This is a genomic window from Streptomyces niger, from assembly GCF_000718305.1.
GTDB lineage: Bacteria > Actinomycetota > Actinomycetes > Streptomycetales > Streptomycetaceae > Streptomyces > Streptomyces niger.
The window spans coordinates 1-25,326 of record NZ_JOFQ01000021.1; the positions used below are offsets into that span (position 1 = coordinate 1).

The following is a 25,326-nucleotide window of genomic DNA, read 5'->3' on the forward strand; positions in this document are numbered from 1 at the left end:
CTGACCGTCGCGCGCCGTGATCACCTGCTCCAGCCGCGCGATCACCGTCTGGATATTGCCCTGCGCATCCGCCGACGCACCCGTGTCGTACGAACGACGATCCTGACCCGCAGCACCCATCAACACTCACTCCCCGTCACACAGAAGGTCAGCGGCCGCCGAAGCGCGCCGCGTCGAAATTGGCCGCCGACATCTGCTGCCGCGCATTGTCCCCGTGCTCCTGGTCACCCGAGCTGAACGCCGAGTCCATGCCCTTCTGGCCGCCGAGGATGGCCGACAGCGAACTCTGCAGCGACGCGGCGATTTCATCGGAACGAGCCTTGAACTGGTCGAAGGCCGCCTTGCCCGAACCGTTGAACTTGCCCTCCAGCGGCGCCGCGGCATCCACCAGCTGACGAATCAGCCCTCCGAGATCCTCACTCGAACCCCGCGACTTCGTCTGCAGCGTCGACAGCGTCTGCGCTCCCATGTCGAACTTCATCAGGCTCCCCCTGCCGGGCTGGACGGCTTGTTTGCCGAGACATCTTCGCAACTCAGGGACATCTCTGCCAACACGGGACACAGTGCTGTGACACAGGCGTGACAGCGGCGCGGGCACCGGGTGGCGGGGGCTACGGGCCGTAGCCTTTCCGGTGCCGGGCGCGGGTGCGTCCGCGGAGCGAGGAGGGAGCCGGCCATGGCTGAGCGACCGGAGCGACTGGTGGTCATCGGCGGGGACGCGACCGGGATGTCCGCGGCGTCGCAGGCCCGGAGGCTGCGCAAGCCCGACGAGTTGGAGATCGTCGCGTTCGAGCGCGGGAACTTCACGTCGTACTCCGCCTGCGGCATCCCGTACTGGGTGGGCGGGGTCGTGGAGAAGCGGGACGCGCTGGTCGCGCGGACGGCGGAGCAGCACCGGGAACGCGACATCGACCTGCGGATGCGGACGGAGGTCACGGAGCTCGACGTCGACAAGCGGCGGGTGCGGTCGCGCGACCTCGACACCGGCGCGGAGGAGTGGACGGCGTACGACAAGCTCGTGATCGCGACCGGCGCGACCCCGCTCCGGCCGCCGCTGCCGGGCATCGACGCGCCGGGCGTGCACGGCGTGCAGACGCTCGACGACGGGCAGGCGCTGCTGGACACGCTCTCCCGTACAGAGGGGCGGCGCGCGGTCGTGGTGGGCGCCGGGTACATCGGCGTGGAGATGGCCGAGGCGCTGATCCAGCGCGGGTACGAGGTGACCGTCGTCAACCGCGGCTCGGAGCCGATGTCCACGCTCGACCCGGACATGGGCTGCCTGGTGCACGACGCGATGACGGGGCTCGGCATCGAGATGGTCAACGGGGCCGAGGTGACGGAGATCCGTACCGGCGACGACGGCCGGGCCTGTGCGGTGGTGACGCCGGAGCAGGAGTTCCCGGCGGACGTGGTGGTGCTGGGGCTGGGCGTACGGCCGGAGACGACGCTCGCCGAGGCCGCCGGGCTGCCGCTGGGCGCGTCCGGCGGGATCCTCACCGACCTGGCGATGCGCGTGCGCGGGTACGAGGACATCTGGGCGGGCGGCGACTGTGTGGAGGTGCTGGACCTGGTCTCCGGGCGGGACCGGCACATCGCGCTCGGCACGCACGCGAACAAGCACGGCCAGGTCATCGGCTCGGGCGTCGGCGGCGGCTACGCGACCTTCCCCGGCGTGGTCGGCACGGCCGTCAGCAAGGTGTGCGACCTGGAGATCGCGCGGACCGGGCTGCGCGAGAAGGACGCGCAGGCGGTCGGGCTGCAGTACGTGGCCGTCACGATCGAGTCGACGAGCCGGGTGGGGTACTTCCCGAACGCCGCGCCGATGACGGTGAAGATGCTCGCCGAGCGGCTGTCGGGGCGGCTGCTGGGCGTGCAGATCGTCGGGCGGGAGGGCGCGGCGAAGCGGGTGGACATCGCGGCGGTCGCGCTGACGGCGAAGATGACGGTCGAGCAGATGACGGCGCTGGACCTGGGCTACGCGCCGCCGTTCTCACCGGTGTGGGACCCGGTGCTGGTGGCGGCGCGGAAGGCCGTCCAGGCGGTACGGGCGGACGCGGCGCCGCAGTAGCAGGAGAGGGGCCGGGGCGCCTGCCGTGCGGCGGGCGCCCCGGCGTGCCTCAGCGCGCCGTCTGCTCGTGGACGTACTCGACCAGGCGGGTCAGCGCCTCGGGGTCGGTGTTCGGAAGGACGCCGTGGCCCAGGTTGAAGATGTGGCCCTCCAGCCCTGCGGCGGCGTCCAGCACCTCGCGGGCCTTGGCCTCCACCGCCTCGCGCGGGGCGAAGAGGACGGCAGGGTCGATGTTGCCCTGCAGGGCCTTGCCGGGGCCGACCCGGCGCGCGCCCTCGTCCAGCGGCACCCGCCAGTCGACGCCCACGACGTCGGCGCCGGCCTCGCCCATCAGGCCGAGCAGCTCGCCGGTGCCCACGCCGAAGTGGATGCGCGGCACGCCGTACCCGGAGACGGCCTCGAAGACCTTCGCGGAGGCCGGCATGACCGAGCGGCGGTAGTCGGCCGGGGCGAGCGCGCCGACCCAGGAGTCGAAGAGCTGGACGGCGCTGGCGCCGGCCTCGATCTGCACCTTCAGGAAGGACGCGGTGATCTCGGCGAGGCGGTCCAGCAGATCGGCCCAGAGCTGCGGGTCGCCGTACATGAGCGCCTTGGTGTGCTCGTGGTTGCGCGACGGGCCGCCCTCGACGAGGTAGCTGGCGAGGGTGAAGGGGGCACCCGCGAAGCCGATGAGCGGGGTGGAGCCCAGCTCGCCGGTGAGCATGCGGACGGCCTCGGTGACGTACCGGACGTCCTCCGGGGTGAGGTCGCGCAGCCGCGCCAGGTCCGCGCGGGTGCGGATCGGCTCGGCGACGACCGGGCCCACGCCGGGCTTGATGTCCAGGTCGATGCCGATGGCCTTCAGCGGGACGACGATGTCGCTGAAGTAGATCGCGGCGTCCACGTGGTGGCGGCGCACCGGCTGCAGCGTGATCTCGGTGACCAGCTCGGGCCGCATGCAGGAGTCGAGCATGGCGATGCCCTCGCGGACCTTGCGGTACTCCGGCAGTGAGCGCCCGGCCTGGCGCATGAACCACACCGGCGTGTGCGGGACCGGCTCCCGCCGGCAGGCCTTGAGGAACGCGGACTCCCGCGTGCTCTCCGGGGCGAAGGAGGCGGTCTGCTGATCCGTCATCGGGGTCTCCCCGGCTCGAACGGCGTGGCGAGCTTGGGGGGATTCGTTGGCACTCACGCCTCGAATCTTCGCACGCGCGGGAGGACACCTCCGAACGGGCGACCCGCCCACCGGGTGTCCTCCGCATATGAACGGCGCATTGCGCCTAACCTTCCCAGCATGGCAGCGGCTCACGAACACCTCGCGGACAGCGCGGACGAGACCCCGATCGCCTTCCGTCAGGCGGTCGAGGCGCTCCGTGCCGCCCGGCTGCGGTCCGAGATCGAGATCGCGCCGATGCCTGCGCCGAAACGGCTCGCGCCGTTCGCGCACGCGCTGGAGGCGACGGTCGTCGAACGGGAAGCGGACGGCGACACGGACCTGGCGGACGGACGGTTCGTCCTGCTGCACGACCCGGCGGGCCACGACGCCTGGCAGGGCACCTTCCGGGTGGTGACGCTGGCCCGCGCCGAGCTGGAGCCGGAGATGGCCACCGATCCACTGCTGCCGGAGGTGTGCTGGTCCTGGCTGACGGGTGCGCTGGAGGCGCGCGGCGTGCCGTACGGGGCGCCGAGCGGCACGGTCACGCGCGCGGGCTCGTACTACTTCGGTGGCCTCGGGGACCGCGCGCCGGACAGCCAGATCGAGCTGCGTGCTTCGTGGACGCCGGCCGAGGGACCGCACGGCGTGCGAGACCCCGCGGTGCATCTCACGGCGTGGTGCGACCTGCTGTGCCAGGTGGCCGGATTGCCGCCGGCGCCGGTCGAACCGGCGGGCCGGGGCGGCGTGGTACCGCTCCCACAGCGACGGGGGCCGCAACCCCGCTGAGCATGCGTCCGTACGTACGGCCCGGGCCGCCCGCGGGGTGGTCACGGGCTGTACGTGTGCTGTCCGGACCCTCGATCACCCATCCGATTTGCCCGAATTGATCCCAATTAAATCGTGATCAAACTCTAAAGTCCGGCCGGATTACTGCCGAAGAGGTCTATGACCCTTCAAACACGGGAGCACTCCGGCTCACCCTCCCCTGAAGCCGGCTTCCGTCCCCCGCCACTCCCCAGGAGGCCCGGTGTCTGTTCTCCTCGAGCAACCTTCGAGCCTGGTCGCCTACCGCCCGAACAAGCCGACGGCCATGGTCGTCGTGGCCGACCCGCGCGTCCGTTCCACCGTGACCCGCCACCTGTGGGCCCTCGGAGTACGCGACGTGATCGAGGCATCGTCCATCGCGGAGGCCCGCCCCCGCGTCGGCAACCCGCGCGACATCTGCGTGGCCGACGTCCATCTTCCCGACGGCTCCGGCCTCACCCTGCTGTCCGAGACCCGGGCCGCGGGCTGGCCCAACGGCCTGGCGCTCTCCGCAGCGGACGACATCGGCGCGGTACGCAACGCCCTCGCCGGCGGCGTCAAGGGCTACGTCGTCACCGGCACCCGCACCAACCTCGGCATCCCGGGCCGTCCCGGCGCCGCGCCCATCGGCGCCGGCGCGGCCCGCATGCACCGCCGCCCGCCCGGCGCCCCCGGCCACCCCGGCGGCTACCGGGAGCTCTCGGGGCGCGAGGTCGAGGTGCTGAGACTGGTCGCCGAAGGCCAGTCCAACAAGGCCATCGGCGTCTCGATGGGCCTGTCGGCCCTGACGGTCAAGAGCCACCTCGCCCGCATCGCCCGCAAGCTCGGCACAGGCGACCGGGCCGGCATGGTCGCCGTCGCGCTGCGTACCGGGATCATCCACTGAGCACCGGGACCGGCCGCTGAGGCCGACCCACCGCCCACCCACCCCACCTATACGGCCTTTACACAGGCGCAGCGTCCGTCGAGGGAACGTTCCCTCGGCGGACGTGGTGCATACACCGATACCCTTGACTGGTGACCGACGCCCAAAAGACCGCAGAAGACTCGACACTGCGAACCCCCGGGGACGCAACGGAAGACCCCCGGCCGGCGCCGGTCCCGCTTCTCGAACCCCGCGAGGGCATCCCGCCCGTGACCGCGACCGGCGAGGACCTCGCGCAGGTCGTCGCCGCCTTCGCGGCCGGCAGCGGCCCGGTCGCCGTGGACGCCGAGCGGGCCTCCGGGTACCGCTACGGCCAGCGCGCCTACCTGGTCCAGCTGCGCCGCGAGGGCGCCGGCAGCGTCCTGATCGACCCGGTCGCCTGTCCCGACCTGAGCGCGCTCGGCGAGGCGATCGCCGACGCCGAGTGGGTCCTCCACGCGGCGACCCAGGACCTGCCGTGCCTGCGCGACATAGGGATGCTCCCCGCCTCGCTCTTCGACACCGAGCTGGCCGGCCGGCTGGCCGGCTTCGCCCGGGTCGGCCTCGGCGCGATGGTCGAGAACGTCCTCGGCTACGCGTTGGAGAAGGGCCACTCGGCGGTGGACTGGTCCACCCGCCCGCTGCCCGAGCCCTGGCTGCGGTACGCCGCGCTGGACGTGGAGCTGCTGGTCGATCTGCGGGACGCGCTGGAGGAGGAGCTGGACCGGCAGGGGAAGCTGGACTGGGCCCGGCAGGAGTTCGCGGCCATCGCCGCCGCTCCGCCGGCACCGCCCCGCAAGGACCCCTGGCGCCGTACGTCCGGGATGCACAAGGTGCGGCGACGGCGGCAGATGGCAGTCGTACGGGAGCTGTGGACGGCCCGCGACCGGGTCGCGCAGAAGCGGGACGTCTCGCCGGGCAAGGTGCTGGGCGACGCGGCGATCGTGGAGGCCGCGCTGAACGTCCCGCCGAACGTGCACGCCCTCACCGCGCTGCCCGGCTTCGGGCACCGCATGGGCCGCCGGCAGCTGGAGCAGTGGCAGGCGGCGGTCGACCGGGCGCGGGCGCTGCCCGAGTCCGAGCTGCCGCAGCCGGGCCAGCCGCTGAACGGCCCCCCGCCGCCGCGCGCCTGGGCCGACAAGGACCCGGCGGCCGCGGCCCGGCTCTCCGCGGCGCGCGCGGCGGTGACCGCGCTCGCCGAGGAGCTGCACCTGCCGCAGGAGAACCTGATCACGCCGGACACGGTGCGCAGGGTCTGCTGGGAGCCCCCGGAGGCGACGGAGCCGGCGGTTTCCGAGGCGCTGGCCGGGTACGGTGCTCGGCCTTGGCAGGTCGAGCTCGTCACGCCGTTGCTGGTGCGAGCGCTCTCGCAGTGAGCGGCCCGGTTCGGCCCCGGGCCGCGTGCGATGCGCAACGGCCCGGGGCGGGCTGCCCGCCCCGTCGCGGGAGAGCACAGCCTCCGGCCGCGCCGCCCCCGAGCTCCCCCGGCTACCGCTGGGAGGTGCCCCCAGGACGGGCTTGAGGTCCGGCCTGGCGCCTCAGTCCGTGTCGACGTGGGTGCGGAGCACCTTCTTGTTGCTCGCGTCGATGTCGTACGTCGTCTTGTTCCAGTCGTCGGTGGTGACGACGTCGACGGACCAGATCTCCTTGCCCTGGTCGTTGTCGTCCAGCTCGATCGAGCTGACCTTGCCCTTCTTCTTGTCGGTGGCCACCTGGGCCGCCTGCTGGGCGGTGACCTCGGCCTTCTTGAGCCAGCCGGCCAGCTTCGCCTTGTCGTCGTCGTCCTCGCCGCTGTCGGTCCGGGGCTTGGCCGCCTTACCGGAGACCGCGTCGACCGTGACCATGCTCTTGGTGCCGTCGGTCGTGGCGACCTCGGTCTCCCAGACCGGCTTGTTACCCGTCCCGCGCTTCAGCTCGGCCTTGACCGGCTTGGAGCCGGACACGGCGCCGGTGGCCGCCGACAGCGCCTTGTCATACGTGATCTTGGCCTTGGGGATGAGCGCCTTGCGTTCGGACTGGTCCTCGGTGAGCTTGCCGGATGCGGTGGGGGACGCGGTGGCGGCCGCGGACTTTCCGCCGCCGGACGCCGACGGGGAGGAGGAACCGTCGCCGCCGCCGCTCTTGTCGTCGCCGCAGCCGGTGATCAGCGCGCCCGCCACGGCCACGGCGCACACCAGGCCGGCCGCGCGGAGGCCCGCCGTACGGTTCCGCTGTGCGAGCATTCCGCTTCGCTTCGTAGTCATGGGGGCAGAGTAGGCCCGGTACGTCCCTGTACGTCCGCGACGCATCGAAGACCGGCCGAAGCCACCCGGATCGCGGGAAGCCGCGGAGACCGCCCCTGACAACATCCGATCGATGTGACGTTCGCCGCTCCGGCCGAGGGGGCTGGGCAGGTTGGTTACCCGCAAGTAGCATGACGGTGGGCAGCGCGCCATGAGCGCGCCCCGCAGCAGTGCCACCCCGCACCTGGAGGAGAGCCAACGTGCCTCGTACCGCTAGGGACGTCGTCTTCGTCGACGGCGTCCGCACCCCGTTCGGCAAGGCGGGCCCGAAGGGCATCTACCACGAGACCCGCGCCGACGACCTGGTCGTCAAGTGCATCCGGGAGCTGCTGCGCCGCAACCCGGACCTGGACCCGGCCCGTATCGACGAGGTCGCACTGGCCGCGACGACGCAGATCGGCGACCAGGGCCTGACCCTCGGCCGGACCGCCGGCATTCTGGCCGGTCTGCCGCAGTCCGTGCCCGGCTTCTCGATCGACCGGATGTGTGCCGGCGCGATGACCGCCGTGACGTCCATCGCGGGCGGCGTCTCCTTCGGTGCGTACGACATCGCCGTGGCCGGCGGCGTCGAGCACATGGGCCGCCACCCCATGGGCGAGGGCGTCGACCCGAACCCGCGGTTCGTCAGCGAGAAGCTGGTCGACCAGTCGGCCCTCTTCATGGGCATGACCGCGGAGAACCTGCACGACCGCCTGCCGCACATCACCAAGCAGCGCGCCGACGAGTACGCCGTGCGCAGCCAGGAGAAGGCGGCCAAGGCGTACGCGGACGGCAAGATCCAGGCCGACCTGGTGCCGATCTCCGTGCGCCGGACGAACGAGGAGGCGGGCGAGACCGGTTGGGGTCTGGCCACCGCCGACGAGCCGATGCGTCCGGGCACCACGCTGGAGAACCTGGCCGGCCTGAAGACCCCGTTCCGCGCGCACGGCCGGGTGACGGCCGGTAACGCGGCGGGCCTGAACGACGGCGCCACCGCCTCGCTGATCGCCGCCGAGGACGTGGCGCGCGAGCTGGGCCTGCCGGTCAAGATGCGCCTGGTGGACTACGCGTTCGCCGGTGTGGAGCCGGAGGTCATGGGCATCGGCCCGGTCCCGGCGACCGAGAAGGCGCTGGCCAAGGCCGGTCTGTCGATCGACGACATCGGCCTGTTCGAGATCAACGAGGCGTTCGCCGTCCAGGTGCTGTCGCTGCTGGACCACTACGGCATCGCCGACGACGACCCGCGCGTCAACCAGTACGGCGGCGCCATCGCGTTCGGCCACCCCCTCGCCTCCTCCGGCGTGCGTCTGATGACGCAGCTGGCGCGGCAGTTCGAGGAGCAGCCGCACGTCCGCTACGGCATCACCACCATGTGCGTCGGCTTCGGCATGGGCGGCACCGTGATCTGGGAGAACCCGCACTTCGAGGGGAACAAGTGACTACCACCGCAGAGCTTCTCAAGGGGGCGGCCGAGCTGTTCCCCGACGAGGTCGTGACCCAGGCGCACGTACGCCACCTCGACCTCCCGTACGGCGCCGGGCGCTTCGCGCTCATCACGCTGGACAACGGCCTGGACCACACCAAGCCGACCACCTTCGGGCCGCAGTCCCTCGCCAACCTCAACGTGGCGATCGACCAGGTCGAGAAGGAGGCCGCGGACGGCGAGATCGTCGGTGTGGGCATCACCGGCAAGCCGTTCATCTTCGCCGTCGGCGCCGACCTCAAGGGCGTCGAGCTGCTGAAGAAGCACGAGGACGCGCTCGCCATCGGCAAGGGCGGCCACGACGTCTTCAAGCGGCTGTCCGCGCTCGCCGTGCCGACCTTCGCGTACTACAACGGCGCGGCCATGGGCGGCGGCGTCGAGGTCGGCCTGCACTGCTCGTACCGCACCGTCTCCAAGGCGCTGCCCGCGTTCTCGCTGCCCGAGGTCTTCCTCGGCCTGGTGCCCGGCTGGGGCGGCTGCGTGCTGCTGCCGAACCTCATCGGCGCCGACCGCGCGGTCTCGGTGATCATCGAGAACTCGCTCAACCAGAACAAGCAGCTCAAGGGCCAGCAGGTCTACGACCTGGGGATCGCCGACGCGATCTTCGAGGGCGCGGACTTCCTGGAGCAGTCGCTGCTGTGGACCGCCTCCGTCCTCAAGGGCGACGTCGAGGTCGTCCGGGCCGAGCTGGACCGCGGCGACGCCTGGGACCAGGCCGTGGCGCGCGGCAAGGCCATCGCCGACGGCAAGGTGCACGGCGCGGCCCCGGCCGCCTACCGCGCGCTGGACATCATCGCCAAGGCCAAGAACGGCGACCTGCGCCAGGGCTTCGACGCCGAGGACCAGGCCCTCGCGGACCTGATCATGGGCGGCGAGCTGCGCAGCGGCATCTACGCGTTCAACCTGGTGCAGAAGCGCGCCAAGCGCCCGGCCGGCGCGCCGGACAAGAACCTGGCCCGCCCGGTCACCAAGGTCGGCGTGGTCGGCGCCGGCCTGATGGCCAGCCAGCTGGCGCTGCTCTTCGCCCGCCGCCTGGAGGTGCCGGTCGTGCTGACCGACATCGACCAGGCGCGCATCGACAAGGGCGTGGAGTACGTCCACGGCGAGATCGACAAGCTGCTGCTCAAGGGCCGCGTCAACCAGGACAAGGCCAACCGCCTCAAGGGCCTGGTCTCCGGCGTCCTGGACAAGGCGGACGGCTTCGCGGACGCGGACTTCGTCATCGAGGCCGTGTTCGAGGAGATGAGCGTCAAGCAGCAGGTGTTCGCGGAGGTCGAGGCGGTCGCCCCGGCGCACGCCATCCTCGCGACCAACACCTCCTCGCTGTCCGTCTCGGAGATGGCGTCGAAGCTGAAGCACCCCGAGCGGGTCGTGGGCTTCCACTTCTTCAACCCGGTCGCGATCCTGCCGCTGCTGGAGATCGTCCGCGGCGAGAAGACCGACGACGCGTCGCTGGCCACCGCCTTCTCGGTCGCCAAGTCGCTGAAGAAGACCGCGGTGCTCTGCAAGGACGCCCCGGCGTTCGTCGTGAACCGCATCCTCACCCGCTTCATGGGCGAGATCCAGAACGTCATCGACGAGGGCACCCCGGTCGACGTGGCGGAGAAGGCCATCGAGCCGCTCGGCCTGCCGATGTCCCCGCTGGTGCTGCTGGAGCTGGTCGGCCCGGCCATCGGCCTGCACGTCTCGGAGACCCTGAACGGCGCCTTCCCGGAGCGCTTCAAGGTGTCGCCGAACCTGAAGGCGGTCGTGGACGCCGGCAAGCGCGGCTTCTACGTGTACTCCGCCGAGAATCCTGCCGCGCCCGAGCTGGACCCGGAGGTCGCGGCGCTGCTCCAGCAGGGCGACACGGTCCTGACCGAGCAGCAGGTCCGCGACCGCGTCCTGGACGCCGTCGCGCAGGAGATCGGCCTGATGCTGGAGGAGGGTGTCGTCGCCGAGGCGCAGGACATCGACCTGTGCCTGATCACCGGCGCCGGCTGGCCCTTCCACCTGGGCGGCATCACGCCGTACCTGGACCGCGAGGGCGTCTCCGAGCGCGTCAACGGCAAGAAGTTCCTCGCGCCGGGCGTCGCCAGCGTCCCCGCGTAACACACCGGCGGGCGGCCCTGCCGCCCCCACGGGTCACTGTCCCGGCACCATCCCTCAGTGGTGCCGGGGCAGTTCCGTATGTGCGGACGGTTCCGTCTGTGCGGACGATTCCGTTTGTGCGAACGCAACGGTCCGCCGCGCCGGCCAAGGCCTCGTCGGTCGGTGCTGCTCGGCGGCGCTCAGTGGTGCCAGGGCAGCCGTACCGGCTCAGCGGGCAGCCGGTCCGCCAGGATGTCGGCGAGGAGGCCGGCGAGGCCGTACGGGAAGACCTCCTCCTCCGGCGCCGCCAGTTCCTCCGCCGTCCACCACCGGTGGCCCACGATCGTCGCCCGCTCGTGGTCCTCGAAGCCGCCGGTGTCCACGTCGTGCCGGGCGACCCGGTACACGTAGAAGACGTCCTCGAACATCCCCGAGCGCCAGCCCAGGTCGGCGTACCCGGCGGTGCGGGCCACCGGCCCGGTCAGCGCCGTGTGGGGCACCGACAGGCCGGTCTCCTCGGCGAGTTCGCGCGCCGCGGCCCGGGCCGTGCGCTCCCAGCGGCGCACTCCCCCGCCGGGTGTGATCCAGCAGTACCGGGTCACCGGCCCCTCCGGGGGCAGCGGCGACCGGAAGAGGAGTATCCGGTCGTCGCCGTCGATGAGCAGGACCCGGGCCGAGCGGCGGGTCCGTGACCGTCTGCGTATCGGCATCGGCGCAGCCTACCGCCGCCGCGGACGGTCAGGACCGGGGACGCCCGTCACTCCTCCGGGCGCGCCGCCAGAAGGGCGTCCAGGGCCTGCGTGACCCATTCCTCGGTGGCCTCCTTGGTGACCCCCAGGCGGGTCAGGACGCCGTCGCCGTCCTCCTGTTCCAGCAGGGCGAGCAGCAGGTGCTCGGTGCCGACGTAGTTGTGGCCCAGCCGCAGGGCCTCGCGGAAGGTCAGCTCCAGCGCCTTCTTGGCGGCCGCGTCGAAGGGGATCAGGGCGGGCAACTCCCCCTCGGCGGCCGGCGGCTGCGCGGCCACGACCGCCTCGCGCACGGCCTCGACCGAGGCGCCCTGGGCGGTCAGCGCCCGGACCGCGAGCCCTTCCGGCTCGGCGAGGAGGCCGAGGACGAGGTGGCCGGTGCCGATCTCGGCGTGGCCGGCCGCCCTGGTCTCGTTCTGGGCGCTGACGACGACGTTGCGGGCGCGCGGCGTGTAGCGCCCGAAGCCCTCGTTCGGGTCGAGGTCGGAGGTCGCGGGGCCCTTCGGCACGAAGCGCTTCTGGGCGGCCTGCTTGGTCACGCCCATGCTCTTGCCGATCTCGGTCCAGGAGGCGCCCGAGCGGCGGGCCTGGTCGACGAAGTGGCCGATCAGGTGGTCGGCCACGTCGCCGAGGTGGTCGGCGGCGAGGACCGCGTCGGTGAGCTGGTCCAGCGCGTCGGTGTGGACCTTCTTGATGGCCTCGATCAGGTCGTCGAGGCGTACCGGATGCGTGTCGCGTACGGGTTCCACGGAATCTGCCATGCGTCAACCGTAGGTTGACGACACCCAAAGCGTCAACCCCGGGTTGTCGCTCTCTGATGCGCCGGGAGCCCACCGCGTCGCATCGGTGCCACGATGAACCCATGACAGCGACAACCACCCTCATCGTCGACGGCGCCAACGTCGTCGGCTCGGTGCCCGACGGCTGGTGGCACGACCGGCGGGGCGCGGCCGAGCGGCTGCGCGACGGCCTCGCGGCGTACGGCGAGACCGGCGTGCCCGGCATCGCGGAGCCGCCCGTTGAGCTCGTCCTCGTCGTGGAGGGCGCGGCCCGCGGCGTGGCGAGCGTCGACGGGGTACGGGTGGAATCGGCCGGCGGCAGCGGCGACGACCGCATCGTGGAGCTGGTCGCCGGCCTGCCCGACGGGCGGTCCTGCGTGGTCGTGACGGCCGACCGGGGCCTGCGCGCCCGCGTCGAGGCGCTGGGCGCCCGGGTGGCCGGGCCGCGCTCCGTGCGCCCGACCGGCACCGGAGGCGGCCGGACGCACGGACGCTGAGGGCCCGTCAGCGGTCGCGGTGGCCCATCCGGCTGTGCGACCGCCCGTAGAGGAAGTAGAAGACGAGCCCGATGGCCATCCAGACGGCGAACCGCAGCCAGGTCTCCGCCGTCAGGTTGATCATCAGCCACACGGACGCCAGCACCGACAGGACCGGCACCAGCGGCACCAACGGGGTACGGAAGCTGCGCGGCAGGTCGGGCCGGGTGCGGCGCAGGATGACCACGCCCAGCGCGACCACGACGAACGCGAACAGCGTGCCGATGTTGACCAGCTCGGCCAGGACGTCGATCGACGTGAATCCCGCCACCACCGCGACCACCACGCCGAGCACGATCGTGGACCGGTACGGCGTGCCGAAGCGCGGGTGCACCGTGGAGAACACCCGCGGCAGCAGTCCGTCGCGGCTCATCGCGAAGAAGACCCGGCTCTGCCCGAGCAGCAGGATCATGCAGACCGAGGTGAGGCCGACGGCCGCGCCGAAGCTGATCAGCCCCGCCCAGAAGGGGTGCCCGAGGTCCTTGAAGGCGTCGGCGAGCGGCGCGTCCGTGGACAGCTTGCTGTACTTCTGCATGCCGGTGACGACGATGGACACGGCGACGTAGAGGACCGTGCAGATCAGCAGCGAGCCGAGGATGCCGCGCGGGACGTCGCGCTGCGGGTTGCGGGCCTCCTCGGCGGCGGTCGCGACGATGTCGAAGCCGATGAAGGCGAAGAACACCACGGCGGCGGCCGCGAAGATGCCCATCACGCCGAAGCTCGCCGGGGTGAAGCCGAACAGCGACTGGACCAGTGGCGCCTGCCAGCCGCTGCCGCCCGAACCGGTCACCGGCTCCGGCACGAACGGCTGGTAGTTGGCCCCGTGGATGAAGAAGGTGCCGACGATGATGACGAGCAGCACGACGGTGACCTTGATGCCGACGACCACCGCGGTCACCCGCGAGGACAGCTTCATGCCCGCGACGAGGACGGCGGTCAGGACGAGGACGAGGATGCAGGCCAGCAGGTCGAAGCCGAAGTTTCCCTCATGGGTCCCGGACAGGCTCTGCGGCAGGTGGAAGCCCGCGCTGTCCAGCAGCGAGCGGATGTAGCCGGACCAGCCGACGGACACCACGGCGCACGCCAGCGCCAGCTCCAGGACCAGGTCCCAGCCGATGATCCAGGCGGGGAACTCGCCCAGCGAGGCGTAGGAGAAGGTGTACGCGGAGCCGGCCACCGGCACGGTGGAGGCGAACTCGGCGTAGCAGAGGGCGGCCAGCGCGCAGACCACGCCGGCGGCGACGAAGGACAGGGCGACCGCCGGGCCCGCCGACTCCTTGGCGATCTTGCCGGTGAGGACGAAGATGCCGGTACCGATGATCACGCCGACGCCGAAGACCGTCAGGTCCAGGGCGGACAGCGACTTCCTGAGCGCGTGTTCGGGCTCCTCTGTGTCGCGGATCGACTCCTCGACCGTCTTGGTCCGGAAGAGGCCGCGCCGGCGGCCCTCCGGCTCGGGCAACGAACTGCTCATACGAACCTCCGCCTGGGCGACCATCCATGAATCCCCAACTGACCGAGTTTCATCAATTGGCGGAAAAGGCTCATTGACGGCTTGCCCGGGCGGGCCCGAGATCACTCGATATGCGGAGGGGCCGGCGCTCACCCGGTGGAGTGAGCGCCGGCCCCGTGGCCGCTCGTCCGGTCAGTCGCGGGCGATCCGGGCCGGCTCGGCGGCCTGCTCGTCCCCGGCGTCCGCGGCATCGGCTGCCTCGTCGTAGCGTCCGTCGATCTTCGCGACCAGGCCGGTGACCTGGCGGGCGATGTCCGGCGCCGTAAGGCCGATCTCGGCCATGATCTCCTTGCGGGAGGCGTGGTCGAGGAAGCGCTCGGGGATGCCGAAGTCGCGCAGCGGCACGTCCACGCCCGCGTCCCGCAGCGCCTGCGCGACCGCGGAGCCGACGCCGCCGGTGCGGATGCCGTCCTCGACGGTGACCACGACGCGGTGCTTCGCCGCCAGGCCCGGCAGCGCCGCGTCGACCGGCTTGACCCAGCGCGGGTCGACCACGGTCGTGGAGATGCCCTGCTTGTCGAGCAGGTCGGCGATCTCCAGGCACATCGGGGCGAGCGCGCCGACGGAGACCAGCAGGACGTCCGGCCGGGCGACGCTCTCCGGGGCCTTGCGCAGTACGTCCATGCCGCCGATCCGGTCCACGGCCTCGACGGCCGGGCCCACCGCGCCCTTGGAGTAGCGGACCACGGTCGGCGCGTCGTCGACCTCGACGGCCTCGCGCAGCTGGGCGCGTACCTGGTCGGCGTCGCGCGGCGCGGCGATCCGCAGCCCCGGCACGACCTGGAGGATCGACATGTCCCACATGCCGTTGTGCGAGGCGCCGTCGGTGCCGGTGACGCCGGAGCGGTCCAGGACGAAGGTGACGCCGCACTTGTGCAGCGCCACGTCCATCAGGACCTGGTCGAAGGCGCGGTTCAGGAACGTGGCGTACAGCGCGAAGACCGGGTGCAGGCCGCCGGTGGCCAGGCCGGCCGCGGAGACCGCGCCGTGCTGCTCGGCGATGCCCACGTCGTAGATCCGCTCGGGGAACTCCTTGGCGAACGCCTTCAGGCCGACCGGCTGGAGCATGGCCGCGGTGATCGCGACGATGTCCTCGCGCTCCCGGCCGAGCTTGACCATCTCCTCGCCGAAGACGGAGGTCCAGTCGGCGCCGGAGGCGGAGACCGGCAGGCCGGTGTCCGGGTGGATCACGCCGATGCCGTGGAAGCGGTCGGCCTCGTCCTGCTCGGCGGGCTCGTAGCCGCGGCCCTTCTCGGTGAGGCAGTGCACGATGACGGGGCCGCCGAAGCGCTTGGCGCGCTGCAGCGCGGACTCCAGCGCCTCGATGTCGTGGCCGTCGATCGGGCCGACGTACTTCAGGCCCAGGTCCTCGAACATGCCCTGCGGGGCGATGAAGTCCTTCAGCCCCTTCTTGGCGCCGTGCAGCGTCTCGTAGAGCGGCTTGCCGACGACCGGGGTGCGCTCCAGCAGGTCCTTGCCGCGGGCGAGGAACCGCTCGTAGCCGTCGGTCGTGCGCAGCGTGGCGAGGTGGTTGGCGAGGCCGCCGATGGTCGGCGCGTACGAGCGCTCGTTGTCGTTGACGACGATGACCAGCGGGCGGTCCTTGGCGACGGCGATGTTGTTCAGCGCCTCCCAGGCCATGCCGCCGGTCAGCGCGCCGTCGCCGATCACCGCGACGACGTTATCGTCCGTGCCGCGCACCTGGTTGGCCTTGGCCAGGCCGTCGGCCCAGCCCAGCACCGTGGAGGCGTGGCTGTTCTCGATGACGTCGTGCTCGGACTCGGCGCGCGAGGGGTAGCCGGACAGGCCGCCCTTGGCCCGCAGCCCGGCGAAGTCCTGGCGCCCGGTGAGCAGCTTGTGGACGTAGGACTGGTGCCCGGTGTCGAAGAGGACCTTGTCCTTGGGCGACTCGAAGACGCGGTGCAGGGCGATGGTCAGCTCGACCACGCCGAGGTTCGGACCGAGGTGTCCGCCGGTCTTGGAGACGGCGTCGACAAGGAACGTACGGATCTCTCCCGCCAGCTGCTCCAGCTGCTCCGGGCCGAGCCGGTCCAGATCGCGCGGTCCCGTGATACGGGTCAGCAGGGCCACCCGTGCCTCCTTGCATTCGAGCGTTGTTCGAACCCGTCGCCGGTTCGAGCTTGATCGAGCTTGCCGATCAGTCGAGTCTAATGTTCCGCTCGGCGCGGCTGCGCGCGGGCGGTGCGATGAATGTCACGCGTACGGCCCCACCCGGCGGGTAACGCCTGGCAGGGCCGTACGGGGGTGAGCGGCGGGTGCCGTACGGCCGTCCGCGCGTGTCAGATCCGTAGCAGAACTGTCACGTCCGGCCGGCTGTCTTCTGGGTCCGGCGGGAGATCGAGTCGATCACGACGGCGGCCAGCAGCACCGCACCCGTGATCATGAACTGGATTTCGCTGGCCATGCCCAGCAGGTTCAGCCCCTGCTGGATGGACTGGATGACCAGCATGCCCAGCAGTGCCGACCAGATCTTGCCGCGGCCGCCGAAGAGGCTGGTGCCGCCGATGACCGCCGCGGCGATCACGTTCATGAGCGTGTTGCCCGCGCCGAGGTTCTTCGTGGCGCCGCCCTGCAGGCTGGCGATGAAGAGCCCGCCGAACACGGCGAGCATCCCGGAGATCGCGAAGACCGTGATCCGGACCTTGTCGACGTTGATGCCGGCCCGGCGGGCCGCCTCCGCGTTGCCGCCGACCGCGAAGATCTGCCGGCCGTACGCGGTCCGGCGGACCACGAAGTCGGCGATCACCAGGACGGCCAGGAAGAGCACGAGGGCCAGCGGCAGGCCGCGCGCGCCCGCCGGCTCGTTCAGCACGTACGCGACGGCGAAGGCGATCACCGCGACCACGGCGGTGCGCAGCCCCACCTCGCTCAGCGGCCGCGAGGGCAGCCCGGCGGCCTTGCGCCGCTTGGTGTCCAGCAGCAGCGAGCCCGCGTACGCCAGGACGGCGATCAGCGCCAGGCCGTACGCCGCGGCCTTGTCCTCGAAGTAGTAGCCGGTGAGGTAGGCGACCAGGCTGTCGTCCGGCGTGTTGATGGAGCCTTCGCTGCCCATCAGCCAGATCTGCAGGCCGCTCCAGCCGAGGAAGCCGGCCAGGGTGACCACGAAGGCAGGCACGCCGATCTTGGCGAAGAAGAAGCCGTGCAGCGCGCCGATGAGCAGCCCGCAGGCGAGGGCGATCAGTACGGACAGCCAGTCGTTCAGGCCGTTGGTCACGCTGAGCACGGCCCAGACCGCGGCGCCCACACCGGCCACCGAGCCGACCGAGAGGTCGATCTCGCCCAGCAGCAGGACGAAGACGATGCCGACGGCCATGATGCCGAGGCCGGAGGTGTAGACGCCGATGTTGGCGAGGGAGCCGGCCGACAGGAAGCTGCTGGTCTGGAGCTGGAAGATGACCGCGATGACGATCAGGCCGAGGATGACCGGCAGCGAGCCCAGTTCGCCGCCGCGCATCCGCCGGGTGAAGTCGGTCCAGTACCCCTTGAAGCCCTGCTCGCGGACGAGCAGGCGGGGGTCGACGGCGGCGGCCGGTACGGCGCTCTTCTCCACCGGCTGCTCCGCCGGGGCGCCTGCCGCGCTCTTGGTGAGGTCGCTGCTCATGACGCGCCCTGCTCCTTCTTCACCTGGTCCGTACGCGCCTTGCGGCGGGTGACGGCGTTGTCCGAGGCGCCGGTGATCGCGGCGATGATCTCTTCGTGGGAGGTGTCCGCCACGGGGAAGACGCCGTTGTTGCGGCCGAGGCGCAACACCGCGACCCGGTCCGCGACGGCCTGTACGTCGGCCATGTTGTGGCTGATCAGGATCACCCCGTGGCCGCGCTCGCGGAGCCGCTCGACGAGGTCGAGGACCTGCGCGGTCTGCTCGACGCCGAGCGCCGCGGTCGGCTCGTCGAGGATGACGACCTTGGGGTCGCCGATCAGCGCGCGGGCGATGGCGACGACCTGGCGCTGGCCGCCGGAGAGCGCCGCGACGGGGATGCGGACGCTGGGGATGCGGATGGACAGGGTGTCCAGCAGCTCCTTGGCGCGCTTCTCCATCGCGATCTCGTCCAGGACGGAGGCGCGGCGCAGCTCGCTGCCGAGGAAGAGGTTGGCGACGACGTCGAGGTTGTCGCAGAGCGCGAGGTCCTGGTAGACGGTGGCGACGCCGAGTTCCTGGGCGTCGTGCGGCCGGTTGATGCGGACCGGACGCCCCTCCCACTCGATGGTGCCTTCGTCGATGGGGTGGACCCCGGCGATGGTCTTGACGAGGGTCGACTTGCCGGCGCCGTTGTCGCCGACCAGGGCGACCACCTCACCGGCTTCGATCTCCAGCGTGACGTCCGTGAGCGCCTGGACGGCGCCGAACCGCTTGGAGACCGAGCGCAACGCCAGCACGGGCGCAGCGGACACGTGAATCATCTCCTTCGCCGCCTGTCGGGCGGGAATGGTGCGTACGAGGCTGCCCGGGGCCCGCGCCGCTCGGGGCGCGGGCCGGGGCCGGGGCGGCGCGCACCGTCCGTGCGCGGGCCGCCCGAGGGGTTACTTGATGCCGGCTTCCTCGCAGGCCTTCTTGTAGTCCGCGGTGCAGATCTGGCTGGCCTTGTAGACCTTGTCCTTGATGATCGTGTCCTTGATGTCGTCCTTGGTCACGATCTGCGCGTCGTACAGCTTCGCGGGGATGCCCTTGACGTCACCGCTGAGGCTGTCGACCTTGTCCGGGGTGACGGAGCCGAGCTTCTCGCCCTTGAGGAGCTTGACGGCGACCTCGGCGGTGGTCTCGGCCTGCGGCTTGATCTGCTTGTAGATGGTGAAGGCCTGCTCGCCCTTCAGGATCCGCTGCAGACCGGCCAGCTCGGCGTCCTGGCCGCCGACCGGGACGTCGACCTTGCGCTGCTTCAGCGCGGTGATGATGCCGCCGGCCATGCCGTCGTTGGCGGAGTAGACGCCCTGGAAGCCGTCCTTGCCGGCCGCGTCGATCGCCGAGTTCATCTTCTTGTTGGCCTCGTCCGGCGACCAGTCCGGGATGTCCTGCTCGTAGACGACCTTCTTGACCTGCTTGTCGAGGACGGCGTGCGCGCCCTTCTTGAAGAAGGGGGCGTTCGGGTCGGTCGGCGAGCCGTTGATCATGACAACGTTGGCGTCCTTGGCGTCGCTGCCCAGGGCCTTGACCAGGCCCTCGCCCTGGAGGCGGCCGATCTTCTCGTTGTCGTAGGACACGTATGCCGAAATGTCGCCCTCGGCGAGGCGGTCGTACGCGACGACCTTCACGCCCTTCTTGGCGGCCTGGTTCACCCAGGACTTGGTGGCCTTGTAGTCGACCGCGTCCAGGACGATGACCTTGACGCCCTGCGTGATCAGCGCGTCGAACTGCTTCTTCTGGGTCTCGGTCTCCTGCGCGGCGTTGTTGTACTTCACCACGCAGTCCGAGCACAGTTCCTTGATCTTGTGCTCGATGAAGGGGCGGTCGAAGGTCTCGTAGCGCGTGGTCTTGTTCTCCGGCAGCAACAGGCCGATGGTCTTGTTGTCACCACCGCCGCTGTCACCGCCGCCGGCCTTGCCGCAGGCGGCCACGGTCGCGGCCATGGAGACCGCGGTGGTGGCTATGACGACGCGACGCACAAATGCGTTCATGGGGATGGCCCTCCCTGACATGGCCGCGTCCTTGCGGCCGAGGTGCTTGGAGTCAACTCGGCCGCTCGCAGGGCGTCAAGGAGTAAATCCTTAACGAGATGACAACGGTGCCATCCGTTAGCTGTGTGAACTCAGAGTGCGCCCCAGCAGCGCTGGGGCACCCTTTTGGTTTCAGGTTTCGTTTCAGGTTTCGTTTCAGGTTTGGTTTCAGGCAATGGCGTGCTTCAGGCGATGGCGGGGGTGTCCGGGCTCAGCGAGCCGTCCAGCAGCGTGGAGTCCCCCATCTCGCTGAGCACCAGCGCCAGCGCGCCCAGCACCTCGGCCCGGCCGCCCAGCGTGCCCGGTACGACGCTCAGCTGCCGCGCCGCACTGGGAATGGCGTACCGCGACACCGACTCCCGTATCGGCGCCAGCACCAGCTCACCGGCCTCCGCGAGGTCCCCGCCGAGCACCACCCGGCTGGGGTTCAGCAGATTGCACAGGTTCGCCACGCCGCTGCCGATGTGCCGGCCGACGTCCGCGATGACCCGGCGGCAGCCCGGGTCGCCGTCCCGGGCCAGCTGGACGACGCCCGGCATGGTCAGGTCCGGGCCGTGCCCCGGCTGGAGCAGCGGCAGGACGTACCGGGCCGCCGTGAAGGTTTCCAGGCAGCCACGGTTGCCGCAGCGGCACACCGGCCCCGACTCGTCCAGCGTGATGTGCCCGATCTCGCCCGCCGTGCCGCCGGGGCCGCGGTAGATCTGCCCGCTGATCACCAGCCCGGCGCCGACACCACTGGCCACCTTGATGTACGCGAGGTCGGCGGCGCCCCGGCCCGCGCCCCACACCAGCTCGCCGAGCGCGCCGAGGTTGGCGTCGTTGTCGACGTGCACGGGCACGCCGAGCCGGTCCGACAGCTCCTCGCCGGGGTTCGTACCGGTCCAGCCCGGCAGGATCGCGGTCGAGCCGAGCGTGCCGGACACCACGTCGATCGGGCCCGGTACGCCGAGGCCCACCCCGACGACCTTGGACCGGTCGATGCCGGTGGTCTCCACCAGCCGGCTGACCAGCTGCTCGGCCCGGTCGAAGCCCTCGGCCGCCGAGGCGTCCACGTCGATCGGCTCGGACTCCTCGGCGAGCACCTGGTGCGCGAGGTTGCCGACCGCCACCCGCAGATGGCTGTGGCCGAAGTCGACGCCGACCACGACGCCGGCGTCGCCGGAGAGGGAGACGCTGCGCGCCCGGCGGCCGCCCGCCGAGGTGGGCGTGACCTCGACGGTCCCGCCGTCCTTCAGCTCCCGCACGATGTTGGAGACGGTGGCCGCCGACAGCCCTGTGGTCCGGGCGATCTCCGCCTGGGTGAGCGATCCCGCCATCCGTACGGCGCGCACGACCCGCTCAAGATTGGCCCGGTGCAGCGAGGACTGCGACCCCGGAGTCTCCATCGACTCATCCACTCCCGCCTGCCGCGGGCGGCACGACGACCGCCCGCCGGCCGGGCCGCACCAACGGGACCCGGCTTGTCTCCAACATGTGAATCTAAGCTGAGCTGCCCGGGTCCGCTCCCGTCAAGTCCTCGACCGCAGGAGGGCGTATATCCACGCACGACGACCGATGCCACGCGTGGACACGGCTCGGGGCCTCCCGCCGCCGGGTACGCGGCGGGAGGCCCGTGAGAGCGGTACGGAGGGGGCCGGCCCGGCTACTTCACCGCCCCCGCGGTCAGGCCCGCGACCACCTGGCGCTGGAAGACGATGTACGCGGCGAGGACCGGCAGCATCGCGATGGTCAGGCCCGCGAACAGCCCCGACCAGTCGCCCTTGTAGCCCTGACTGACCGCCAGCGCGACCAGTCCCTGGGTCAGCACCTTCTTGTCCGGGTCGCCGACGTTGAGGACCGTGGGCAGCAGGTACTGGTTCCACTGGCCCAGGAAGTTGAAGATGCCGACGCTGATCAGCCCCGGCTTGGCCATCGGCAGCATCACCTGGAAGAAGGTCCTGGCGTGCGAGGCCCCGTCGATGAGCGCGGCCTCCGCCACCGAGGTCGGCAGCGTACGGAAGAAGCCGCTCAGGAAGAAGACGGTGAACGGCAGCGAGTAGGCGATGTAGACCAGGATCAGGCCGTGGTAGGTGTCCAGCAGGGCCATGTTCTTCATGACGAAGAACAGCGGGACCAGCGCGAGGATCACGGGGAAGCCCATGCCGCCCACGAACAGGAAGTAGATGAAGCGGTTCCCCGGGAACTCGAACCGCGCCAGGACGTACGCGGCCATCGACCCGAGCAGCATCGTGCCGATCAGCGAACCGCCCACCACGATCAGCGAGTTCGCGAAGTACTGGGCCATGTTGGCCTTTTCCCAGGCCCGTACCCAGTTCTCGAAGTGCAGCGCGGAGGGCAGCCCCCAGGGGGAGCTGAAGATCTCCGTGTCGTCCTTGAAGGAGCTGACCACCGCCCACAGCAGCGGCATGGTGACGAGGACGCCCCAGATCACCAGCACGCCGTGCGAGAAGACGTTCAGGACGCCGCCCTCGCTGCCGCCCCGCCCGCGAGCCCCCTTCCCGGCCGCCGCGTGCGGCTCCGGCGCCGCCGCGCCGCCCGCTCCCGCACCGCCGGCCTGCAGGGCACCGCGCGCGCCGTCCTTCGTGACGCCCCGGAGCTCGGGGGGATCGGTCTGTGCGGTCATCAGAACTCCAGTCGCTCTCGACGGCCCAGCCGCATGACGACGGCCGCGAAGATCAGGGTGACGATGAGCAGCGAGACGCCGATCGAGGTGGCGTAGCCGGCCTGACCGTCACGGAAGGTCTTCTGGTAGACGTACAGCGGCAGCACTTCCGTCGAGTAGTCCGGGCCGCCCGGGCCGACGCTCATGATCTGCACGAACGCGAAGGCCGACACGTCCAGGGCCAGGATTCCCATGTAGATCCAGCCGGTCTGCACGGTGTCCCAGAGCAGCGGCAGGGTGATGCGGAAGAACGTGTTGAAGCGGTTGGCGCCGTCCAGCAGCGCGGCCTCGTAGAAGTCCTTGGGGATGGAGGTCATCCCGGCGGAGAAGAGGACCACGTAGAAGCCGACGTTGGCCCACACCATCGCCGCCATGACGCACCACAGCGCGAGCTGCGGATCGCCCAGCCAGTTGGGCTGGACGCCGTCCAGGCCGATGGCGGAGAAGAAGGAGTTGAGGGCGCCGCTCTCCGGGTTGTACGCGAATTGGAAGAGCAGGGCGACGATCGGGACCGACAGCACCTGCGGGAAGAAATACAGGATCTTGTACGTGCTCGAACCGCGCACCCCGCCGATGACCGCCTTCTTGGTGCGGCGGCCACCGACGTTGAGCATGAACGCGAAGAACAGGCCGAGCGAGAGCGTCACCACCGGCAGCAGCAGGAGCAGGGTCACGCTGTTGCCCACCGCGGACCAGAACACTCCGTCCTGGAAAAGACGCGCGTAATTGTCGAACCCGACCATCTTGAAATCGGAGCTCAGACCCGTCCAGTCCGTGAAGGAGTAATAGATGGCCTGCACGAACGGAGAGATCACGAAGACCGCGTAGATGGCCAACGGGAGGACCAGGAACCCGGCGATGAAGCGGTATTTACCGTGCTGCATGACGTACGATTCCGTTCTTATCCTGCGGCGGCTGCCGCTGGTGACACAGCGAATTCGTCGCTCAGCGCTTGTACTTCTTGATGCTGGAGTCCTTCCGCGTCTCGTCCGCGTACTTCTGGATCTTGTTGATGGCCTCGCCCGGCGTCATCCGGCCGGCCATCATCTCGCCGATGCAGCCGACGCCGATCTTCTCCTTCTGCAGGGCCACGTACCAGTCCTGCAGGCGGGGATTGAGGACGTTCTTGCCGGCCTTCTCCAGGGCCTGCTGCGCGGACGTCAGGCCCGGCGGCAGGGACAGGCCCTCGGTGCCGCCGTCCAGCGAGGTCAGCGAGGAGACCTGCTTGGTGAAGTTCTTGGAGGACTTCTCGCTGAGCATGATGCGCAGCAACTCCATGCCGCCCTCGGGGTTGTTCGCCTGCTTGGGCACGATGAACGGCTCGCCGCCGGACGCCCACAGGGTGCCGAACGGCATCTTGTCCGAGGAGCTGAGGCTGGAGGGGGCGCCCACCGCGAGGTCGAAGTTGCCGGCCTTCTTGATCTGGTTGGCGGACTCGAACTCCACCCAGGAGCCGTTCGGGATGAACAGCGCCTTGCCCTCGGCCCACGCCTTCTGCGACTGCAGGTGGTCCAGGCCCGGGCTGCCCTTGAGGATGTAGCCCTTCTTGTACAGCTCGTAGTACGCCTCGAAGGCGGCGCGGACCGCGGGGTCCTTCCAGGCGCCCGGCTCCAGGTTGTCGATCCGGCGCAGCACCTCGGGGCCGCCGATCTTGGCGATGAAGGGGTAGAGGCTGAACGGCACGTAGTACGGGTACTTGCCGGGGTAGGTCCAGCCCGCGACGCCCTTCTTCTTGGCCTTCGCGCAGAGCGCGAGCATGTCGTCCCAGGTCTCCGGGTACTCCGCGTCCAGCTTCTGCAGGTTGGTCTTGGAGTACCAGACGCCGTAGACGGTGTAGGCGTAGTACAGGACCAGGGTCTCCGAGCCGCCGAACTGGCCCATCTCCACGACGCCGGGGCGCAGCGTGTCGCGCACCTTCTTCTTCGGGTCGTCGACGGACGGCGCGTCGAGCAGCGGCGTCAGGTCCGTCAGCTGGTCCTTGCCGACGAGGGTGGAGAAATCCATCTGCTCCGCGCCGGAGTTGTCGACCAGGTCGGGCGGGTTGCCGCCGTTGAAACGGGGCTGCAGCGTGGACTGGATCTTCTGCGTGGAGGCGTGCTTGATCTTGCCCTTGGTCTTGGGATAAGCGGCCACATAGAGGGCCTCGGCATCCCGGGCGTATTTCTCGCCGAAGCCACCGTCGAAGATGACCACGTCCAACGGCGCGCTCTCATTGACGGCCAGCGGGTTCTTCGCGGACTTGGTGCCCTTCTCTACCTTGTCGCCGCCACCGCTGTCGCCGCCGCTCGCGCACGAGGCGAGCAGGCTCATCGTCGGAACGGTGAACACTCCGAGCGCCACGGACCGCTTGATCAGATCGCGACGGCTGGTTTCCGAGGTGGATCCCATGCTCAAGTCCTCGCCTTCTCCAGGACTCAGGCGGTGTACCGGAGCCACCCCGGCACCGCGGGTCAGATGCAGCTGAGTTGTACGGGATGTGCACCGGGCGCGCTAGAGATAAGCAGGGAATACGTGTGGTTCCCCGCTGTTGTCCCCCGGTTCCGACGGCTCGAAGCGCACAGCCATTCGGACGCCGACAGGTATAGTCCACTTCACACAGGCGGGGCAAGATCAAAAGCAGCCCCGGATGCCAGTCTTTCCCGAGTTGAGACCTCTCCGGCATACATGGCGGGGCGGGCAACATTCCCGCCAC

At 70.5% G+C, this 25,326-nt stretch carries 21 protein-coding genes; 7 read left to right on the forward strand and 14 right to left on the reverse strand.

The genetic code is table 11. The features are described from left to right. Nucleotides 1-148 precede the first annotated feature (148 nt). On the reverse strand, nt 149-481 hold the full coding sequence (locus IF20_RS30195; protein WP_052867642.1) for a hypothetical protein: 333 nt from the start codon (nt 479-481) through the stop codon (nt 149-151). 195 nt (nt 482-676) lie between these two features. On the opposite strand from IF20_RS30195, the gene IF20_RS30200 reads away from it, so the two are divergent. After that, entirely contained in the window at nt 677-2,068 is a 1,392-nt protein-coding gene (locus tag IF20_RS30200) for an FAD-dependent oxidoreductase (protein WP_052868563.1), read from the forward strand. A 49-nt stretch (nt 2,069-2,117) separates the two neighbouring features. Here the strand turns inward: IF20_RS30200 and hemE are convergent, their stop codons facing one another. Continuing rightward, on the reverse strand, nt 2,118-3,182 hold the full coding sequence (gene hemE, locus IF20_RS30205) for a uroporphyrinogen decarboxylase (protein WP_052868564.1): 1,065 nt from the start codon (nt 3,180-3,182) through the stop codon (nt 2,118-2,120). Between the two features lie 159 nt (nt 3,183-3,341). On the opposite strand from hemE, the gene IF20_RS30210 reads away from it, so the two are divergent. The 3 genes from IF20_RS30210 (at nt 3,342) to IF20_RS30220 (ending at nt 6,287) form a co-directional block, all read left to right on the forward strand. After that, a complete protein-coding gene (locus IF20_RS30210) occupies nt 3,342-3,989 on the forward strand; it encodes a DUF3000 domain-containing protein (RefSeq protein WP_052868565.1) in 648 nt (215 codons plus the stop codon). 241 nt (nt 3,990-4,230) lie between these two features. Next, a complete protein-coding gene (locus tag IF20_RS30215) occupies nt 4,231-4,893 on the forward strand; it encodes a response regulator transcription factor (RefSeq protein ID WP_030261220.1) in 663 nt (220 codons plus the stop codon). Between the two features lie 131 nt (nt 4,894-5,024). Continuing rightward, nucleotides 5,025-6,287, forward strand: coding sequence for an HRDC domain-containing protein (locus tag IF20_RS30220; protein WP_110944675.1), 1,263 nt, complete (start codon nt 5,025-5,027; stop codon nt 6,285-6,287). A 162-nt stretch (nt 6,288-6,449) separates the two neighbouring features. Here the strand turns inward: IF20_RS30220 and IF20_RS30225 are convergent, their stop codons facing one another. Then, a complete protein-coding gene (locus IF20_RS30225; RefSeq protein WP_110944676.1) occupies nt 6,450-7,154 on the reverse strand; it encodes a PepSY domain-containing protein in 705 nt (234 codons plus the stop codon). Nucleotides 7,155-7,393: 239 nt separating this feature from the next. Between IF20_RS30225 and IF20_RS30230 the strand changes: the two genes are divergently transcribed. Together IF20_RS30230 and IF20_RS30235 are read left to right on the forward strand one after the other, a co-directional pair. Beyond that, on the forward strand, nt 7,394-8,611 hold the full coding sequence (locus tag IF20_RS30230) for a thiolase family protein (protein ID WP_052868568.1): 1,218 nt from the start codon (nt 7,394-7,396) through the stop codon (nt 8,609-8,611). Then, nucleotides 8,608-10,746 (forward strand): 3-hydroxyacyl-CoA dehydrogenase NAD-binding domain-containing protein, encoded by a 2,139-nt coding sequence (locus IF20_RS30235; protein WP_052868569.1) that lies wholly within the window; start codon nt 8,608-8,610, stop codon nt 10,744-10,746. Before IF20_RS30230 ends, IF20_RS30235 begins: the two co-directional genes overlap by 4 nt. A 179-nt stretch (nt 10,747-10,925) precedes the next feature. On the opposite strand, the gene IF20_RS30240 is transcribed toward IF20_RS30235, so the two are convergent. Beyond that, entirely contained in the window at nt 10,926-11,435 is a 510-nt protein-coding gene (locus IF20_RS30240) for an NUDIX domain-containing protein (RefSeq protein ID WP_052868570.1), read from the reverse strand. A gap of 47 nt (nt 11,436-11,482) precedes the next feature. Then, nucleotides 11,483-12,232 (reverse strand): Clp protease N-terminal domain-containing protein, encoded by a 750-nt coding sequence (locus IF20_RS30245; protein WP_052868571.1) that lies wholly within the window; start codon nt 12,230-12,232, stop codon nt 11,483-11,485. 101 nt (nt 12,233-12,333) lie between these two features. On the opposite strand from IF20_RS30245, the gene IF20_RS30250 reads away from it, so the two are divergent. Beyond that, nucleotides 12,334-12,747 (forward strand): PIN domain-containing protein, encoded by a 414-nt coding sequence (locus IF20_RS30250; RefSeq protein ID WP_052868572.1) that lies wholly within the window; start codon nt 12,334-12,336, stop codon nt 12,745-12,747. A gap of 7 nt (nt 12,748-12,754) precedes the next feature. Here IF20_RS30250 and IF20_RS30255 read toward each other — a convergent pair whose 3' ends face one another. From IF20_RS30255 to ngcE, 9 genes are all read right to left on the reverse strand, one after another. After that, nucleotides 12,755-14,260, reverse strand: coding sequence for an amino acid permease (locus IF20_RS30255; protein WP_052868573.1), 1,506 nt, complete (start codon nt 14,258-14,260; stop codon nt 12,755-12,757). Between the two features lie 171 nt (nt 14,261-14,431). Beyond that, entirely contained in the window at nt 14,432-16,390 is a 1,959-nt protein-coding gene (gene dxs, locus IF20_RS30260; protein ID WP_052868574.1) for a 1-deoxy-D-xylulose-5-phosphate synthase, read from the reverse strand. Nucleotides 16,391-16,619: 229 nt separating this feature from the next. Beyond that, nucleotides 16,620-17,921, reverse strand: coding sequence for a sugar ABC transporter permease (locus IF20_RS30265; protein ID WP_052868575.1), 1,302 nt, complete (start codon nt 17,919-17,921; stop codon nt 16,620-16,622). Beyond that, nucleotides 17,918-18,721 carry an ATP-binding cassette domain-containing protein gene (locus IF20_RS30270; protein WP_030261182.1) on the reverse strand — a complete coding sequence of 268 codons (804 nt, stop codon included), beginning with the start codon at nt 18,719-18,721 and terminating at the stop codon, nt 17,918-17,920. Before IF20_RS30270 ends, IF20_RS30265 begins: the two co-directional genes overlap by 4 nt. A gap of 120 nt (nt 18,722-18,841) precedes the next feature. Beyond that, nucleotides 18,842-19,933 carry a substrate-binding domain-containing protein gene (locus IF20_RS30275; RefSeq protein ID WP_052868576.1) on the reverse strand — a complete coding sequence of 364 codons (1,092 nt, stop codon included), beginning with the start codon at nt 19,931-19,933 and terminating at the stop codon, nt 18,842-18,844. A 224-nt stretch (nt 19,934-20,157) separates the two neighbouring features. Further along, complete coding sequence (locus IF20_RS30280; protein WP_052868577.1) at nt 20,158-21,357, reverse strand: ROK family transcriptional regulator; 1,200 nt, start codon at nt 21,355-21,357, stop codon at nt 20,158-20,160. Between the two features lie 257 nt (nt 21,358-21,614). Then, nucleotides 21,615-22,598, reverse strand: coding sequence for a carbohydrate ABC transporter permease (locus tag IF20_RS30285; RefSeq protein ID WP_407702572.1), 984 nt, complete (start codon nt 22,596-22,598; stop codon nt 21,615-21,617). Next, a complete protein-coding gene (locus IF20_RS30290) occupies nt 22,595-23,518 on the reverse strand; it encodes a carbohydrate ABC transporter permease (protein ID WP_052868579.1) in 924 nt (307 codons plus the stop codon). The genes IF20_RS30285 and IF20_RS30290 overlap by 4 nt, the downstream gene beginning before the upstream one ends. A 61-nt stretch (nt 23,519-23,579) precedes the next feature. Further along, the gene (ngcE, locus tag IF20_RS30295) at nt 23,580-25,022 is read right to left on the reverse strand and encodes an N-acetylglucosamine/diacetylchitobiose ABC transporter substrate-binding protein (RefSeq protein WP_052868580.1); all 1,443 of its coding nucleotides are present in this window, start codon (nt 25,020-25,022) and stop codon (nt 23,580-23,582) included. Between the last annotated feature and the right edge of the window lie 304 nt (nt 25,023-25,326).